Origin of the sequence: Mesorhizobium zhangyense, from assembly GCF_011045115.1 — a bacterium.
GTDB lineage: Bacteria > Pseudomonadota > Alphaproteobacteria > Rhizobiales > Rhizobiaceae > Mesorhizobium_M > Mesorhizobium_M zhangyense.
On record NZ_JAAKZG010000007.1, the window covers coordinates 150,769 to 165,261 of the forward strand.

General features: G+C 59.0%; 16 protein-coding genes. 8 read left to right on the plus strand and 8 right to left on the minus strand.

All coding sequences use genetic code 11. From position 1 onward, the window contains the following. Genes G6N74_RS18155 through G6N74_RS18170 form a run of 4 tightly spaced genes read right to left on the minus strand, consistent with a single transcriptional unit; the run spans position 1 to position 3,068 of the window. A complete protein-coding gene (locus G6N74_RS18155) occupies positions 1-747 on the minus strand; it encodes an amino acid ABC transporter ATP-binding protein (protein ID WP_165119360.1) in 747 nt (248 codons plus the stop codon). After that, a complete protein-coding gene (locus G6N74_RS18160; protein ID WP_165119361.1) occupies positions 744-1,460 on the minus strand; it encodes an amino acid ABC transporter permease in 717 nt (238 codons plus the stop codon). The genes G6N74_RS18155 and G6N74_RS18160 overlap by 4 nt, the downstream gene beginning before the upstream one ends. Then, a complete protein-coding gene (locus G6N74_RS18165; RefSeq protein WP_165119362.1) occupies positions 1,457-2,203 on the minus strand; it encodes an amino acid ABC transporter permease in 747 nt (248 codons plus the stop codon). The genes G6N74_RS18160 and G6N74_RS18165 overlap by 4 nt, the downstream gene beginning before the upstream one ends. A gap of 7 nt (positions 2,204-2,210) precedes the next feature. After that, entirely contained in the window at positions 2,211-3,068 is an 858-nt protein-coding gene (locus G6N74_RS18170; protein ID WP_205826742.1) for a transporter substrate-binding domain-containing protein, read from the minus strand. 165 nt (positions 3,069-3,233) lie between these two features. On the opposite strand from G6N74_RS18170, the gene G6N74_RS18175 reads away from it, so the two are divergent. The 6 genes from G6N74_RS18175 to G6N74_RS18200 all read left to right on the plus strand — a co-directional run bounded on the left by G6N74_RS18175 (position 3,234) and on the right by G6N74_RS18200 (position 8,399). After that, positions 3,234-3,995, plus strand: coding sequence for an IclR family transcriptional regulator (locus tag G6N74_RS18175; RefSeq protein ID WP_165119363.1), 762 nt, complete (start codon positions 3,234-3,236; stop codon positions 3,993-3,995). Between the two features lie 285 nt (positions 3,996-4,280). Continuing rightward, positions 4,281-4,898, plus strand: coding sequence for an NIPSNAP family protein (locus tag G6N74_RS18180; RefSeq protein ID WP_165119364.1), 618 nt, complete (start codon positions 4,281-4,283; stop codon positions 4,896-4,898). 79 nt (positions 4,899-4,977) lie between these two features. Then, entirely contained in the window at positions 4,978-5,739 is a 762-nt protein-coding gene (locus tag G6N74_RS18185) for a sugar phosphate isomerase/epimerase family protein (protein ID WP_165119365.1), read from the plus strand. Between the two features lie 34 nt (positions 5,740-5,773). Next, entirely contained in the window at positions 5,774-6,940 is a 1,167-nt protein-coding gene (gene metC / locus G6N74_RS18190; RefSeq protein ID WP_165119366.1) for a cystathionine beta-lyase, read from the plus strand. A gap of 13 nt (positions 6,941-6,953) precedes the next feature. Then, positions 6,954-7,697: an SDR family NAD(P)-dependent oxidoreductase gene (locus tag G6N74_RS18195; RefSeq protein ID WP_165119367.1), complete on the plus strand. Its 744-nt coding sequence runs from the start codon at positions 6,954-6,956 to the stop codon at positions 7,695-7,697. Between the two features lie 48 nt (positions 7,698-7,745). Further along, positions 7,746-8,399, plus strand: a complete 654-nt coding sequence (locus tag G6N74_RS18200) for a glutathione S-transferase family protein (protein ID WP_165119368.1) — start codon at positions 7,746-7,748, stop codon at positions 8,397-8,399. 576 nt (positions 8,400-8,975) lie between these two features. Here the strand turns inward: G6N74_RS18200 and G6N74_RS18205 are convergent. The 4 genes from G6N74_RS18205 to G6N74_RS18220 are packed head-to-tail and all read right to left on the minus strand — an operon-like array spanning position 8,976 to position 11,124. Further along, on the minus strand, positions 8,976-9,149 hold the full coding sequence (locus G6N74_RS18205; protein ID WP_165119369.1) for a hypothetical protein: 174 nt from the start codon (positions 9,147-9,149) through the stop codon (positions 8,976-8,978). A gap of 32 nt (positions 9,150-9,181) precedes the next feature. Then, positions 9,182-10,309, minus strand: a complete 1,128-nt coding sequence (locus tag G6N74_RS18210) for a WD40 repeat domain-containing protein (RefSeq protein ID WP_165119370.1) — start codon at positions 10,307-10,309, stop codon at positions 9,182-9,184. A gap of 14 nt (positions 10,310-10,323) precedes the next feature. Continuing rightward, complete coding sequence (locus G6N74_RS18215; RefSeq protein WP_165119371.1) at positions 10,324-10,638, minus strand: hypothetical protein; 315 nt, start codon at positions 10,636-10,638, stop codon at positions 10,324-10,326. Between the two features lie 12 nt (positions 10,639-10,650). After that, positions 10,651-11,124 carry a hypothetical protein gene (locus G6N74_RS18220; RefSeq protein WP_205826743.1) on the minus strand — a complete coding sequence of 158 codons (474 nt, stop codon included), beginning with the start codon at positions 11,122-11,124 and terminating at the stop codon, positions 10,651-10,653. A 565-nt stretch (positions 11,125-11,689) separates the two neighbouring features. Between G6N74_RS18220 and G6N74_RS18225 the strand changes: the two genes are divergently transcribed. Together G6N74_RS18225 and G6N74_RS18230 are read left to right on the plus strand one after the other, a co-directional pair. Next, the gene (locus G6N74_RS18225; RefSeq protein WP_197716844.1) at positions 11,690-13,363 is read left to right on the plus strand and encodes an aromatic/alkene/methane monooxygenase hydroxylase/oxygenase subunit alpha; all 1,674 of its coding nucleotides are present in this window, start codon (positions 11,690-11,692) and stop codon (positions 13,361-13,363) included. A 53-nt stretch (positions 13,364-13,416) separates the two neighbouring features. Then, positions 13,417-14,478, plus strand: a complete 1,062-nt coding sequence (locus G6N74_RS18230; protein ID WP_165119372.1) for an NADH:ubiquinone reductase (Na(+)-transporting) subunit F — start codon at positions 13,417-13,419, stop codon at positions 14,476-14,478. The last annotated feature ends 15 nt before the right edge of the window (positions 14,479-14,493 follow it).

Here is a 14,493-nt window from a genome sequence, read left to right on the forward strand (position 1 = left end):
TCAAAGAACCTTGTCGAGGAACGCCTTGGTGCGGTCATCCTGCGGGTTCTCGAAGAAATCCTTCGGATTGTTGCTTTCCACGATCCGGCCCTGGTCGGTGAAATAGACGGTGTCGGAAATCTCGCGGGCAAACCGCATCTCGTGGGTGACGAGAATGCAGGTCATGCCTTCTGCGGCGACGTCGCGTATGGTGGTCAGAACCTCTTTCACGGTTTCCGGATCGAGGGCTGCAGTGACCTCGTCGAACATCATGACTTCGGGGTTCATGCACAGGCTGCGCGCGATGGCGACACGCTGTTGCTGGCCGCCGGAAAGCTCGCCCGGATAGGCGTTTTCCTTCTCTGAAAGCCGCACTTTCGCAAGCAAAGCGCGAGCCCGCTGTTCCACGTCGGCGCGGTTCTGCTTCAGCACCTGCAACGGGGCCATCATGATGTTTTGCAGAACGGTCCGGTGCGGAAAGAGATTGTAGCTCTGGAACACCATGCCCACGCGCCGCCGCAATGCGCGCTCGTCAAGCTTCGGATCGTTTACCTCTATGCCGGCGACGTTGATTGAACCGGCGTTGACCGGCGCCAGCGCATTGATGCAGCGCAGGATGGTCGATTTGCCCGATCCCGACGGCCCGATGATAGAAACGATCTCGGATCTGTTGACCGACATCGATATGCCCTTGAGGACTTCGAGTTGACCGTAGGATTTGCGGACATCTTTCAGGATGACCTGGGGAGTGGCGTTTTCTGCTTTCATCTCTGAATTCCTTTGCCCCAGATCTTCTCCAGCCGGCGGGACAGAAGCGAGATTGGAAAGACGTAGAGGAAGAACAAGACCAGCGTGGTGCCATAGGCAGGCAGGATCAGGCCGGGCTTCGTCTCCGTCGTGAGAATGGTTTGCGTGACGGTGATGACCTCCTGCACGCCAACGATGTTGGCAAGCGAAGTCGCCATGGCAACCGAGCAATAGAGGTTCATTGTCGGCGGCAGCATCTGCCGGAACGCTTGCGGCAGGATCACCGAAAAAGCTGTTCTTACCGGGCCGAACGCGAGGGCTGCCGCGGCTTCCCATTGCGTGGTGGGAACGGAGCGCATGCCGCCGCGGACGATCTCGGAAATGTAACCCGTGACCGGCAGGGAGAAGGCGACCACTGCCTTTACCCAGTCGGGGAACGAGATCCAGTGCGAACCTATGCGCATTTCGAACGGCATCAGGAACATCACATAGAAGACGATGACCAGCCAGGGACTGTTTCGCAGGAACAGCGTCAGAAATCGCGCGGGCGCGCCGATGGCCTTGATCTTCGACATCTGTAACGCGCCGAGAACCGCACCGGCAAAGATGCCGATCAGCATGCTGAGGGCCGAGATGGCGATGTTGAGGCCGAAGCCTTTCAACATCAGCGGGAACCACGGGATAAGAATCGCCCAGACACTTCCCGGATCGAACCAGGACACAATAGTCGTCATCTTCCCATCCCCGGCACATGCAGCCAGCGCTCGATCAGCCTGACGATCAGCGTGAATATCCACATCATCCCGAGGTAGGTGAGGAGGACGACATTCATCATTTCGATCACGTTGAAATGCTCGGTCCAGATTTCATGCGCGACATAAAGAGCTTCCGGAACCGCGATGGCATAGGCCATTGCAGTGCTCTTCACGATCTGCGCCATGTTGTTGCCCAGGGCCGGAAGACTGATCCGGAAAGCCAGCGGCATGACGATGTGATAGAGCGCAGCCCAGCGACCGTAGCCCAGTGCTTCGGCAGCCTCCTTCGTCGTTTTCGGGACCGCCTCGATGCCGGCGCGCAATATCTCGGCGACGAATGCGCCATATTGCAGAGACAGGCCGATCACCACGAATTTGAAAGGACTGAGGAATGGCGGCTCGCCGTTTTGTCCATAGGTACTCAGTTGAAAGTAGGAACCGAGTCCGAAGAACAGGAAATAGAGTTGCGCCAGACCCGGTGTGTTCCTGAAGAACTCGATATAGGCGGTAACCAGCCAGCGCAGGGGCGCGAAACGCACCAGCCTAAGAAAACAGCACAATGCGCCAATGATCATCGCGCCGAGCAGGCCCCAAAGGGCCAGCTCCAACGCGATGTAGATGCCATTGACGTATTTCTTGGCTTCCCAGGCATTGTATAGGACCGAGAAGTTCCACCCCGTGCGGTGGTAGAGCTCCTCGAAGAATTGAGCGATCAATTCCATTGTCCGCTCATTGCTTTTTGTATTTGTCTTGCATGTCGTAGGAGAACTTCGGCGGCGTGAAGCCCCACTTCTTGGCGGTGTCGATCACCTTGCCGGAAGCGTGCCATTCGGTGGTGATGTCCGAGAGCGCCTTCTGAAGGTCGGCATCGCCGAATTTGACCGCCAGACCCCAGGGGCCTTCCGAGAAAGCCGGCAGCTTCTGGATCTCGAAGTCTTTCCACACGCCGTCCTTGTCGGTCAGGAAGCGGGCCTGGAGATAGCTGTCGTCGGAAACGAGGGCGATGCAGCGGCCGTCGCGAAGCGATTGATCGACTTCCTGCTGGGTCTGAAAGGCCACGATGGTGACGCCGTAGTCACGCTCCAGCGGCACGTTCCAGCTCGAGCCCTGATTGCTGCAGATCGGCTTGCCGCGAACGTCGTCCCAGCTTTTCAGCTCGACGCCCTTCTTGGTCTGAAGGCCAGGGCCGGCGGCGTAGTAGTAGGGCTCCACGAACTGGATCAGCTTCTGGCGCTCCGGCGTGACCGTCAGCGACGTGAAGATCATGTCGCACTTGCCACGGTCGAGAAATTCGACGCGGTTGGCCGGCAAGGTCGGCACCAGTTCGATGGCGAGGTCCTTGCCGACGACCTTGCCGAGTTGGCCCTTCATGTCTTCCATGAGGTCGACCTGCATGCCCTTGGCCGTGCCGGAGGAGTCGAGAAAAACGTTGGGGGGATTGTTCACATTGGTGCAAACGGTGACACGCGCCCGGTCCTTGATCTTGTCGAGAACCTCGCCTGCATGTGCAGACGGTGCAGCCAGCCCACTGACCAGAGTTGCAGCAATAGCAACAATTCCGGTAGATTTCGAATAATTTAGCATCATATAACTCCCCTTGAGACAGTTTTGGTGCATTCTTGCTCCCGGTGTTGCACGTAATGGCACTGGGGGCGGGGAGTCAAAAGAAAAATGCAACAAACAATAATATTTGCAAATATAGCAACAATGTGGAATGAATTCCTGAGAATTGGGCTGCAAGGAGAGCAATAAATGCGGGCAAAGCGTGATATCGCGGATGAGACGGGTGAATCTTCGGCGCAGCCCGAGGTCAAGACCCTTGCGCGAGGCCTCGCCGTTCTGGACTACCTGATGAAGCATGGCTCGGTCCGGACCACGGCGCTGGCTTCGCATCTCGGTGTCGACAAGGGCAGCGCCTCACGGCTGCTTCAGACGCTGTGCGTGTCCGGATATGCCAGGCCGGGCGAGGGGCGTTCCTTCGAGCTTGGCGAAAAGCTTGTTGGCAGATCAAGTGTGCAAAGGCCGGATCGCAGCCTGCGCGAAAGGGCAAGGCCGCTGTTGATGCGGCTTGCAGCCGAAACGGGTGAGGCCGTACATCTGTCGATTCCCGCCGACGAGCATGTGCTTTATGTAGATACGATCGACGCGCAGTCGCCGCTCCGGGTTGATCGCCCGGCTGGAACCCTGGCCCCGCTCGATTGCACCGCCATGGGAAGAGTGCTTCTGGCGACGACGCTGACGCCGATACCCCGGCAGTTGCAGCAGAGAACCGAGCATACGGTGACGGACCCCAAAAAATTCGCCGAGCTTCTGCAACTGATCAAATCGCAGGGATATGCCCTCGACGATGAAGAGTATCACATAGGTATCAGATGCGCCGCCGCGCCGTTGCGGGACAAGGAGGGTATGGTCGTGGGTGCTATCGGCGTTTCAGGCCCGACCGTGCGGATACAGCGTGAGGAATTGCCCGATCTCGGCCGGAAACTGAAAGAACTGACGCAGTCATTCATCTAGGCGAGGGATAATGCGCGTCTTTGACCCGACGCGCTGAACGACGGGCCTTTGTGTTATTAGCAACAATGACACCCCGCATTGTCAGACTTCACCGTACATTCGCAGGCGCGGCAATCGGATCGGAGCTTTTCGACGGCCGCAAGATCGCGGATTGAGGCGATCGCCAGCAGTTTGTTGTGATATATGGAACTAGTCATATTAATCACAACAAAAATGGAGAATCTTGTTGAACTTGATGGGGCGGTATGAAAAGTTCCGGCGCACTGCTGAAATTGGAATTATGAAATGCTCCGCTACAATCTCACTTACATCACTGTGCCACCGACAGGCATGCAACAGGCTCTTGCCGGCATTGAACAGTGGCTCAAGTCGTCGCCACTCAAGGGTGTTTTCCTTGCCTGCTGGGTAGCGGAAATCGGCGAACTCTCGCGCATTCTCTTGGTTCACGGCTATGATGTGATCGCGGATATCCCCGCCGATCGCGAAGCCATTCTCTACAGCGACAACCCGCTTGGCATTGGAAGCCTCATCGTTTCGATGGAAACCGATGCCTATACGCCGCTCAAGGGATTGCCGGATATCCTGCCGGGCGCCGCGGGCCCGATCTTCGAGGTCCGTACATACAAGCTCAAGCCGGGCGGGCTCACTCCGACCTTGGACGCCTGGACCAATGCCGTCGGCCCGAGGTCGGCCTATTCGCAACTCCTGTCCTTCATGTATGCGGTCGGCGGCGAAATCCCGCGCATCGTCCACATCTGGCCTTACAAGAGCCTTGATGAGCGCCTTGCAATCCGTGCGAAGACGGTCGCTGAAAAAGTCTGGCCTCCGGTGGGCGCGCCGCCGCACCTGGCGTCGATGCGGTCGGAAATTTTCGTGCCCGCCAGTTTCTCTCCGGTGAACTAGGACTTCTGCCATGGCCGGTGCCGTTCAACGTCAGCTTTCCGTTGCGCATCTGACGGCGCTCGAGGCCACTCCTTCCGAGTTGATCGCCGGAGCGGCGGGCGCTGGCCTCGATGCCGTTGGCTTGAGGATCATCGCGCCCCGCCCCGGCGATGTCGTGGCCCCCGTTTCCGGCAATCCCCTAGCGATACGGGAGCTGAAAGACGAGTTGGGCGCCCGCAACATCCGGCTGAACGACATTGAGGCGATTATCATCCGCGAGGACACCGATTTCGCGGTCTTCGAGCCGGCGCTAGCGGCCGGTGTGGAGCTGGGCGCGGCCCATGTGATCGCCAACATGTATGTTGAAGAGCCGGTCCAGGCGGCAGAGCAGTATGCGAAACTGTGCGAACTGGCGGCGCGACACGAGCTCTGCGTAGCGCTGGAATTCATTCCACTGTCGCTGCTCAAGACGCTCGACCAGGCGCTCAATATACTAAAGTTGGCCGATCAGCCGAATGGTCGGCTCCTGATCGATGCGATCCATCTGAGCCGGTCGGGCGGGCACCCGCGCGACCTTGCCGGGGTCGATCCGAAGCTGTTCGCATTCGCGCATTTCTGTGATGCTCCCCTGAAGCAACCCAGCCTCGAGAATCTTCCTTTGGAAACACGCCAGCAGCGCATGCTGCCGGGCGAAGGTGAATTGTGGTTGCCTGAATTCGTTGCCGCACTCCCCGGAAATCTGACACTCGGTATCGAGACGCCAAGTCTTGCGACAGCCGGCCTTCCGGTTGCGGAGAAAATTGCCCGCGGCGCGGCCGCCATGCGCCGCGTGCTGGAAAGATGCGGCGAGAAATCAGCCTGATGAACCCGGTAAGAGATACAGGAAGTACCATCCTATGAAAGACGATACCCGTATTGTCCATGCCGGCCGTCATCCCGAAAACTTTCGCGGTGCGGTGAATACGCCGGTCTATCGAACCTCCACCGTTATCTCCCAGAACATGGACGAGTGGGATCGCAAGCATCGCGAACAGGCGTCGACCTACGAGCCGGACCTGTTTTATGGCCGTTACGGGACGCCGACCAGCAAGGCGCTGCAGGAAGCCATGGCCGAGCTCGAGGGCGGGTTCAAAGCCTTCGTCTACCCTTCGGGCGTTTCAGCTTGCGTCACCGCCATTCTCGCCTTCGCCGGGCAGGGCGACCATGTCCTCGTTCCCGACTCCGTCTACGGTCCGGTCCGGCGTATTTCAGGAACGATGTTCAAGCGCTTCGGCATTGAAGTCGAGTTCTACGATCCCGGCATAGGCAGCGGCATAGAAGCCAGGATGCGGCCGCAGACCCGTGTCGTTTACACGGAAGCTCCCGGCTCGATGACCTTCGAGATGCAGGATATCCCTGCTATCGCCGCCGTCGCGCACCGTCATGGTGCGGTGGTCGTCATGGACAACACCTGGGCGACGCCGCTTCTTTACCGCGCCTTCGATCATGGTGTCGACGTTTCGGTTCATGCCGCCACGAAATACGTAACCGGCCATTCCGATGCCATGCTGGGCGTCGCGACCACGACCGAGGCCTGCTATGAACGCCTGAAGGCTGCGACGCTGGATCTGGGGCAGGTCGCCAGCCCGGACGATTGCTATCTTGCCCTGCGCGGCCTGCGCACGCTCGGTGTGCGGCTGAGGCAGCAGGGCGGCGCAGCGATCAGGGTTGCCGAATGGCTCGAGACGCGGCCGGAAGTGACGCAGGTCATGTCTCCCGCGCTGCCGGGCGATCCGGGTCATGCAATCTGGAAACGCGACTTCCTTGGCGCATCGGGATTGTTTGCATTCGCGCTCAAGCCGGAATTTGCGGGATCGCGCCGGACCTTCATCGACGCGCTGAAACTGTTTGCTCTCGGCGGCTCGTGGGGTGGCTACGAAAGCCTCGTCATGCCGATCGACCCGCCGCGGACTGTCACCCAATATGCCTATCCGGGCGCCGGCGTCCGGCTGCATGTGGGCCTTGAAGATGTCGATGATCTGATCGCCGATCTCGACCGCGCCTTTGCAACTGTTGCCTCCTGAAGATGAGATGAACATGAACAAGAACGATCATCACGGAAAGATCGCCGTCATCACCGGCGGCAGCGGCGGCATAGGCATGGCGATCGCCCTTCGCCTCGCTTCGGAAGGTGCACAGATCATCCTTTGGGATTTCGATGCAACAAGGCTAAGTGCGGTTATCACCGAACACGCAGATTGGCGCAGTGCTGTCGTCGATGTCACGGACAACGCCAGCGTAGTGGCTGCAACCAAGGCCGCGATCGCCGAATTCGGCAGGATCGACATCCTCGTCAATTCGGCAGGTTTTTCCGGATCGAACCATCGGATGGAGGACTATCCTCTCGATCTCTGGGACAAGGTGATCGCCATCAATCTGACTGGCGTGTTTCTGACCTGCAAGGCGGTTGTGCCGGAGATGGCAAGGACCGGATACGGACGCGTCGTCAACATCGCATCGATGGCCGGCAAAGAGGGCGTTCCGACCGTATCCTGCTATTCGGCTGCAAAGGCTGGCGTGATCGCCTTCACCAAGGCCATCGCACGCGAGTATCTGGAGCAGAACATCTGCATCAACAGTGTCGCGCCCTCGGCTGTCGAGACCGAGCTTCTCAAGCAGATGGCGCCGGCGACACTCGAAATGGCCAAGTCGAAAATCCCCATGGGCCGCTTCGGCCGGCCTGATGAAGTCGCGGCCATGATAAGCTTTCTGTCGTCGGATGACTGCTCATTCTCGACGGGAGCGGTTTTCGATCTGTCGGGCGGCCGCGCTACCTACTGATCGCACAGCCAGATCCGTGGCAACGGAAATACAATCAGGACGAATTCCATGGCCGCAACCACGACCGGTTTGAAGCTTTACGGCATCGCGCGCTCGCGTGCGATGCGCAACCTTTGGCTGCTGGCTGAACTCGGCATACCGTTCGAACATGTAAAAATCGTCCAGACCTACAACAAGACTTTGCCTGACGAAGTGACCTCCCGCGACACGGAATTCCTGGCGATCAATCCGAACGGCCGCATTCCCGCACTGATCGACGGTGATGTGACGATCTGGGAATCGATGGCGATAAATCTCTATCTCGGCCGCAAATACGGCGGACCGTTGGGGCCGGTCGATCTGGGCGAGGAGGGGCAGATGACCATGTGGTCATTCTGGGCAACCAACGAGTGCGAAGCCTACGCCATCACCGTTCACGAGAGCAGCATGGCGAAGAGTGAGGACTGGCAGCAAACGCCGAAGGCACAGGCTGCCGTCGAACATCTCGATGCGCCATTCTCGGTACTGGAAACAGCTTTGTCGAAAACCGGCTATCTCGTCGGGTCTCGCTTCACCGTGGCCGATGTCAATGTTGCCATGGTGATCTTTTATGCGCGCAACGCATCCGCGCTATTCGAGCGGTATCCGTCGGTCGCCAGATGGTATGCTGCGGTAACGGCGCGACCGCATTTTCAGTTGGTCATGAAAATGCGCGAGGGATAACGCAAGCGCCAGGCTAGAGGACCGAATGTGCAGTCAAAAATGATCAGCATTCAGGTCCACCGGTGAATCCATGCCAAAGTGCAACGTCTGCGCGTGAAGGGTAGGGCATCAGTCATCGTCGCGCAAATACGCATTGATGACTTCTTTTACCGTCATCGACTATCAATGTCCTTCGATAGAACCTTCAATCCGCTGCAGAGCACGCTCGTTTGTCGCAATCGGTTTCATCTCGCCGCATACAGAAGTCGTATAAGATGCAAAGGAATGCGATTACGGCAGGCTGGGATTTTGGGCGTGCCTGGGAACCTGCCGCAGAGTGATAGCGAGTGGACGTCCCGCATCATTATGGTCGTCCATCGCGCATTGCTCGAAGCTCGGCTGGGGGACGTGATGGCCCGACTTAGGACAGATCCGAGAGCCCGTCCCGCAGCTCCGCAGCATGCGCGGTGGCCAGCGGAAAGGCGAAGCTCGCGGCAAGTGCCGAGGCAGAGATTAGGGCATCGCGACGGCTGAGCAGCAAGCTTGGGACGGAGGTGGGAGGCATGGAGGAGTTCATCCCAGTTACGGAGCCGAGCCCTAGTTGGTCTTCAACTGCCCAATGCGGTTTTCGGCGATCCAGCGCGCGGCAAGCACCAAGGCCCCCATGCTGAAATCCTTGCCGTGCTTGGCCACCATCTCTTCCGACAGTTCGGCCAGCCTTTCGAAGAAGACGTCCTTGCTCTTCTCTTCGGGAGTAAGTTCGGTCTGCATTTCATCCTCCTGTTTGATGTGGCGTGCTTCCGCTATTTGAACATCTGCGTTGGAAAGGTGACGATCGCGGCGGTGCCGTCGACAGTGCCCATCGCCAGATGATGCCCGTCGCCGGACCAGGCAAGTGCTGTCACCGCGCTGCCCAACGGCCTGACGAGAAGTTCATCACGCGTGCCGATCTGGGCGATGGTGATCTGGCCGTTGGCACAACCTGCGGCGACGAGTTTTTTCTCCGGATGCGCCGCTATCGTTTCGAGCAGCACGAGCCCGGCGCGACCCGTCTCCAGCGCGCCCGAAGTTTCTCCATCGAACGGCGGCGCCGCCATCGACCAGCCGGCGATGCGGAACGCGCCCGACGCAAACAGGGCACTAGCCGGTGAACTCCAGCACACGTTCCTTACTGGCGAAGGAAATCCCGCGACGATGCCGTTGCGGCCATCGACCAAGCCGACCAGAGAAAAGCCTCCTGTTTCGAGCCCGCAGGCCAGCCACGAGCCGTCGCTGCTCCAGCGGATCGAAACCGGGGGCACGGAAAGGGAGATGTGGCGCATCGGCGCGGCGTTGCCTTCGATCGACCAGATCGACAGCCCATTACCGGAACCGCAGGCCAGATGCTGCCCCTCGGGCGAAAAGGAGAGTGTACCTGTGGGCGATGCCTCGCGCTGTTCGAGTTTCACGGCATCGTCGTGACCGCGCGACAGGTAGATATCGTGTCCATTGCTGACGGCTGTCATACCCGCGCCGGCGCTGTGGTCGATGGCCACGATCGGACCGTCGATCTTGAACAGGGTCTCCGCGATTTCGCCGCCGGCCGTCAGATGCAGCACTTCGCCTGCAGGCGTGCCAATCAGAAACCCTGAGTCCAGATAGGCAGTGAGCGGCACATCGCCATCGGCCAGTGCTGCAGTAGCGACCAACGGCACCGGCGGCTTTTCGCGCGGGCGGATGGTCGTCTGGCCGAGATCGTTGCTCACCCTGATCCGCGATTCCGGCGGTTCCTGGTCTGCCACTGTGGCGATGGCGACGGTTCCGTCTACGCATGTGAAGGCAACAGTTGCGCCATCGGTGCTGAAGCACAGGTCGGAGACGGCCGATGAACGCCGCCAGCTTCGGGCCAGCAGATCGAACAAGGTCAGATTTTGCATCGCCTGCTGGTTCATGGCCATTCCCTTTGTCAGTCCGCCTCTGTCGCTGCGAGCCTGCGATCCACGTCCTCGACGTCGCTCTCGGCAGCAATGATGCGTTCCTCGCACGCCGCGCATTCCTGCATGATCGCCTCGGCGCTCTCTTGTGCCTCATGCAAATCCCGCACCAGTTGCTCGCTGGTACCGTTCTTGCCGATTTCAAGTTCCAGGCGCAGCACATCCATATCGATGCCGGCGCGCTTCTGGTTGAGCCGCAGCGCCTCGGCGGTGAGTGCGGAGACATTGGCGACGAGAGCCAGCCGGCGAACCAGCAGTGCTTCACGCGCGGCAGTTTTATCCTCCATCTAGACCTCCTCTTACTTCTTCCCGGGCATCGGCCCGTCCGGCTTTTCGAAAGCCGTCAGCAGGCCGGGCAAGCCGTCAGCCTGCGACTGGAACTGCTTTTCTGCCGTTTCGATGTGGCTCTTGAGCTGGTCCCAAATGTCGACGCGGATCATCGATGTGGTGTCGCCGGTGAGCCGCTCGATTTCGTCGACGCGGAACTGGCGCGACAGCGAAACGCCGGAAAACACGAAGTCGCGCAACAGGATCGCATGGCTCTCTATGAAAAGATGGATCATCGGATGCGTCTCGGCCGTGACGCCGCCGGCGGCCAGTTCGGCGCGGATGAAGTCCTGAAAGTGGCTTTGAAGGCGGTACTGACTCTCGCCCATGAAACGCATGACGAAGACCAGGTCGCGCGGCATCAGCCTGACAAGATCGCCGGTGACCCCATTGGCCTGATCCGACATGGGAGAGGGCGGCCCTCGGCTGTCCTTATTGTTCGGCATGATTTCTCTTTCTTGCGCAGCGACGCCTCAGGGCTTCACCTTCAAATAGTAGAGAAACACGCTGAATTGAATATATGATTTATAATTTCAATTATATTGCACATGCTAATTAATATATCGCATATGCGAAAAGGCTGTTTGCAGTTACAAGCGTAATATACAAATGTAAAATAACGTTACAGTTGACTGAATTATTGTTTGCAAAAAGAGTTGCGAATTCATCGCGGGTGTCGGGCTGCGGCGCGATTTGAAACTGGCACGGCCTTTGCTTCACCAATTTGCATAAGAAGCCCACCGCGTTTTACGCGGTGCCACAAGAACGAAGGAATGGAGGGAGCAGGGGTAAAGACTATCCGCTTCGATACGCCCGCAGCAATGTGCGGCGCCCGGCGGACCTCCTGCAAAACGCCTCGAATACCTTTGCCGCGATCCACTTGAATGGCCGGACGCAAGTCGTGCCTGAAGGCGCGATCCATTGTCATGCCGCTCGCACTTTCACTGGCGGTGCCGTGCACCGCTTCATGCCGGGGTCGACAGGCCCGCGGCTTAAACCTGGTGGAGGCTTATGACTATGACGTCTCTGACGCTCAACAAGATTACCTCGCAGCGCGGAATATCCGTCGGCGAGGCAACCAAGAAGATTTCCGATCTCGGTTGGAACCCTTCTTACGTCCAGGAAGCGATGACGTTTCCGACGGACTACAAGATCAACAAGACACCGCGCGACCCGATGAAGCAGGTTCTGCGGTCCTATTTCCCGATGCAGGAAGAAAAGGACAATCGCGTCTACGGCGCGCTCGATGCGGCGTTGCGCGGCGACATGTTCCGCAACGTGGAACCGCGCTGGGTCGAGTGGATGAAACTCTTCCTGGCCATCATTCCCTTCCCGGAAATTTCCGCGGCCCGCTCGATGGCGATGGTCGCGCGTATCGCACCCGGCGAAGAGCTGCGTACCGGCTTCACCATGCAGATGATCGACGAGTTCCGGCACTCGACGATCCAGATGAATCTGAAGAAATGGTACATGGAGAACTACATCGATCCGGCCGGCTTCGACATCACCGAGGAAGCCTTCGGAAAATGCTACGCAACGACCATCGGCCGTCAGTTTGCCGAGGGGTTCATCACCGGCGACACCATGACCGCCGCCTGCATGTACCTGACCGTGGTGGCCGAGACGGCATTCACCAACACGCTGTTCGTCGCCATGCCTTCGGAAGCCGCCCGCAACGGCGACTATGCGCTGCCGACGGTCTTCCTGTCGGTGCAGTCTGACGAAAGCCGGCATATCGGCAACGGCCACTCGCTGCTGATGGCTGCACTCAAGGAGCCGGAAAACCACCTGCTGCTCGAGCGCGACCTGCGTTACGCCTTCTGGCAGAACCACGCGATCGTCGATGCCGCCATCGGCACCTTCATCGAATACGGCACCACCAACCGCGACAAGAACAAGGAGTCTTACGCGGAGATGTGGCACCGTTGGATCTATGAGGACTACTACCGCACCTACATGCTGCCGCTCGAGAAATACGGCATCAAGGTCCATCACGACGATGTCCAGGCTGCCTGGGAACGCATCACCAAGAAGAACTACGTCCACAAGGTCGGGCAGTTCTTCGCGGTCGGCTGGCCGGTCAATTTCTGGCGCATCGAAGCCCAGACCGACAAGGACTTCGAGTGGTTCGAGCACAAGTATCCGGGCTGGTATGCCGAATTCGGCGATTTCTGGAAATGGTACGCCAAGCTCAGCCACAAGGGCGAGAAGGTGCTGCTGTTCAACAGCGACGTCGGCTACGTCTACCCGCACCGTTGCTGGTCCTGCCTCGTTCCCTGCCTGATTCGCGAGGACATGGTGGTCGGCGAGATCGACGGCCAGCTTCACACCTTCGCCCACGAACTCGACAAGTGGACCGCCACAGTGGCCTTCGCAGACGAGTATGAGGGCCGTCCGACGCCCGCGATGGGCCGCTTCAGCGGCAAGCGCGAGTGGGAGACGCTCTATGACGGCTGGGATCTGGCCGATGCGATCAAGGACCTGAACTTCGTCCGTTCCGACGGCAAGACGCTGGTTCCGCAGCCGCATCTGCGCTTCGACGACAAGGAGATGTGGACGCTCGACGACGTGCGCGGCAACACGCTCGGATCGCCGCTCAACGCGCTTCGCGCCATGTCGCCGGAGGACCGCGAGAAGCACCTGGCTGAATACCGGGCCGGCTTCACGATCAACCCCTGCAACTGATCAGACAGAAGGGGGCGGGCCTCACCACCCCCTTCCTTTCACTGGAGGTCCGTATGTCGGAAACCCACACGGTCAGGCTCAGCCCGGTCAACGTCGAATTCGACGTCGAGCATGGCGAAACGGTGCTCAACGCCGCGTTCCGCCAGGGCATCGCCCTGCCGCATGGCTGCAAGGAAGGGCAATGTTCGGCCTGCAAAAGCGTGTTGCTCGATGGTGAAGTCGACATGCTGAAATACTCTACCTTCGCGCTGAACGACATGGAGAAGGAGAGCGGGCACATACTCTTGTGCCGCTGCATCGCCTACTCCGACCTGGAAGTCGAGCTTCTCAACTATGACGAGGAGATCTTGGCGAAAGCGATCGCCGTGAAGACCTACAAGGGCCGGATTGCTCAGATCGAGCATCTCACCCACGACATTCGCGGCATCGAAATCGAACTCGGGTCCCCAATGAAGTTCTGGGCGGGGCAATATGTCGACATCACGGTTACAACGCAAAAAGGGGAGACGATTACGCGCTCGTTCTCCATGGCAAATACGCCGGACCAAACCCAAAAACTTTCCTTCATCATCAAAAAATACCCTGAGGGAAAATTCTCCGGCGAACTCGATTCAGGAGGAATCGATGCCGGCGCCGAAGTCACCGTCGTCGGACCCTACGGAACCTGCTTCCGCCGGGATGAACGGCAAGGACCTCTGATCCTGGTCGGTGCCGGATCCGGCATGTCGCCGATCTGGTCGATCCTCAACGACCATCTGAAAAGCGGCGAAAAGCGTCCCGTCTACTTCTTCTACGGCGCCCGGACCCGCAACGACCTGTTCTATCTCGACAGGATTGCCGAACTCGTCGGCCAGAATTCGGATGTCACCTTCATCCCCGTGCTGTCGCACGCGGCTGACGACGCCGAATGGCAAGGCGAGCGCGGTTTCGTCCACCAGAGCGTCGATGCCACGCTCAAGCAACTGGCGGTCGATGGGCAAGGTGATGTCCACGCCTGTGGTCCGCCTCCCATGATCGACGCGCTTCAGCCGGTCCTGTTCATGAACGGGTTTGAGACGGAGCGGATCTTCTTCGACAAGTTCACCACATCGGCAGGTGCAACGCCGGCTCATTGAGGGCTGCCCGCGCAA

What these genes read in the sequence shown, in the direction of transcription:
- G6N74_RS18220 (WP_205826743.1), bottom strand. Translation starts at nt 11,124, where the DNA reads ATGCCGAACAATAAGGACAGCCGAGGGCCGCCCTCTCCCATGTCGGAT.
- G6N74_RS18170 (WP_205826742.1), bottom strand. Translation starts at nt 3,068, where the DNA reads ATGATGCTAAATTATTCGAAATCTACCGGAATTGTTGCTATTGCTGCA.
- G6N74_RS18200 (WP_165119368.1), top strand. Translation starts at nt 7,746, where the DNA reads ATGGCCGCAACCACGACCGGTTTGAAGCTTTACGGCATCGCGCGCTCG.
- metC (WP_165119366.1), top strand. Translation starts at nt 5,774, where the DNA reads ATGAAAGACGATACCCGTATTGTCCATGCCGGCCGTCATCCCGAAAAC.
- G6N74_RS18160 (WP_165119361.1), bottom strand. Translation starts at nt 1,460, where the DNA reads ATGACGACTATTGTGTCCTGGTTCGATCCGGGAAGTGTCTGGGCGATT.
- G6N74_RS18225 (WP_197716844.1), top strand. Translation starts at nt 11,690, where the DNA reads ATGACTATGACGTCTCTGACGCTCAACAAGATTACCTCGCAGCGCGGA.
- G6N74_RS18195 (WP_165119367.1), top strand. Translation starts at nt 6,954, where the DNA reads ATGAACAAGAACGATCATCACGGAAAGATCGCCGTCATCACCGGCGGC.
- G6N74_RS18155 (WP_165119360.1), bottom strand. Translation starts at nt 747, where the DNA reads ATGAAAGCAGAAAACGCCACTCCCCAGGTCATCCTGAAAGATGTCCGC.
- G6N74_RS18210 (WP_165119370.1), bottom strand. Translation starts at nt 10,309, where the DNA reads ATGAACCAGCAGGCGATGCAAAATCTGACCTTGTTCGATCTGCTGGCC.
- G6N74_RS18180 (WP_165119364.1), top strand. Translation starts at nt 4,281, where the DNA reads ATGCTCCGCTACAATCTCACTTACATCACTGTGCCACCGACAGGCATG.
- G6N74_RS18215 (WP_165119371.1), bottom strand. Translation starts at nt 10,638, where the DNA reads ATGGAGGATAAAACTGCCGCGCGTGAAGCACTGCTGGTTCGCCGGCTG.
- G6N74_RS18205 (WP_165119369.1), bottom strand. Translation starts at nt 9,149, where the DNA reads ATGCAGACCGAACTTACTCCCGAAGAGAAGAGCAAGGACGTCTTCTTC.
- G6N74_RS18175 (WP_165119363.1), top strand. Translation starts at nt 3,234, where the DNA reads ATGCGGGCAAAGCGTGATATCGCGGATGAGACGGGTGAATCTTCGGCG.
- G6N74_RS18230 (WP_165119372.1), top strand. Translation starts at nt 13,417, where the DNA reads ATGTCGGAAACCCACACGGTCAGGCTCAGCCCGGTCAACGTCGAATTC.
- G6N74_RS18165 (WP_165119362.1), bottom strand. Translation starts at nt 2,203, where the DNA reads ATGGAATTGATCGCTCAATTCTTCGAGGAGCTCTACCACCGCACGGGG.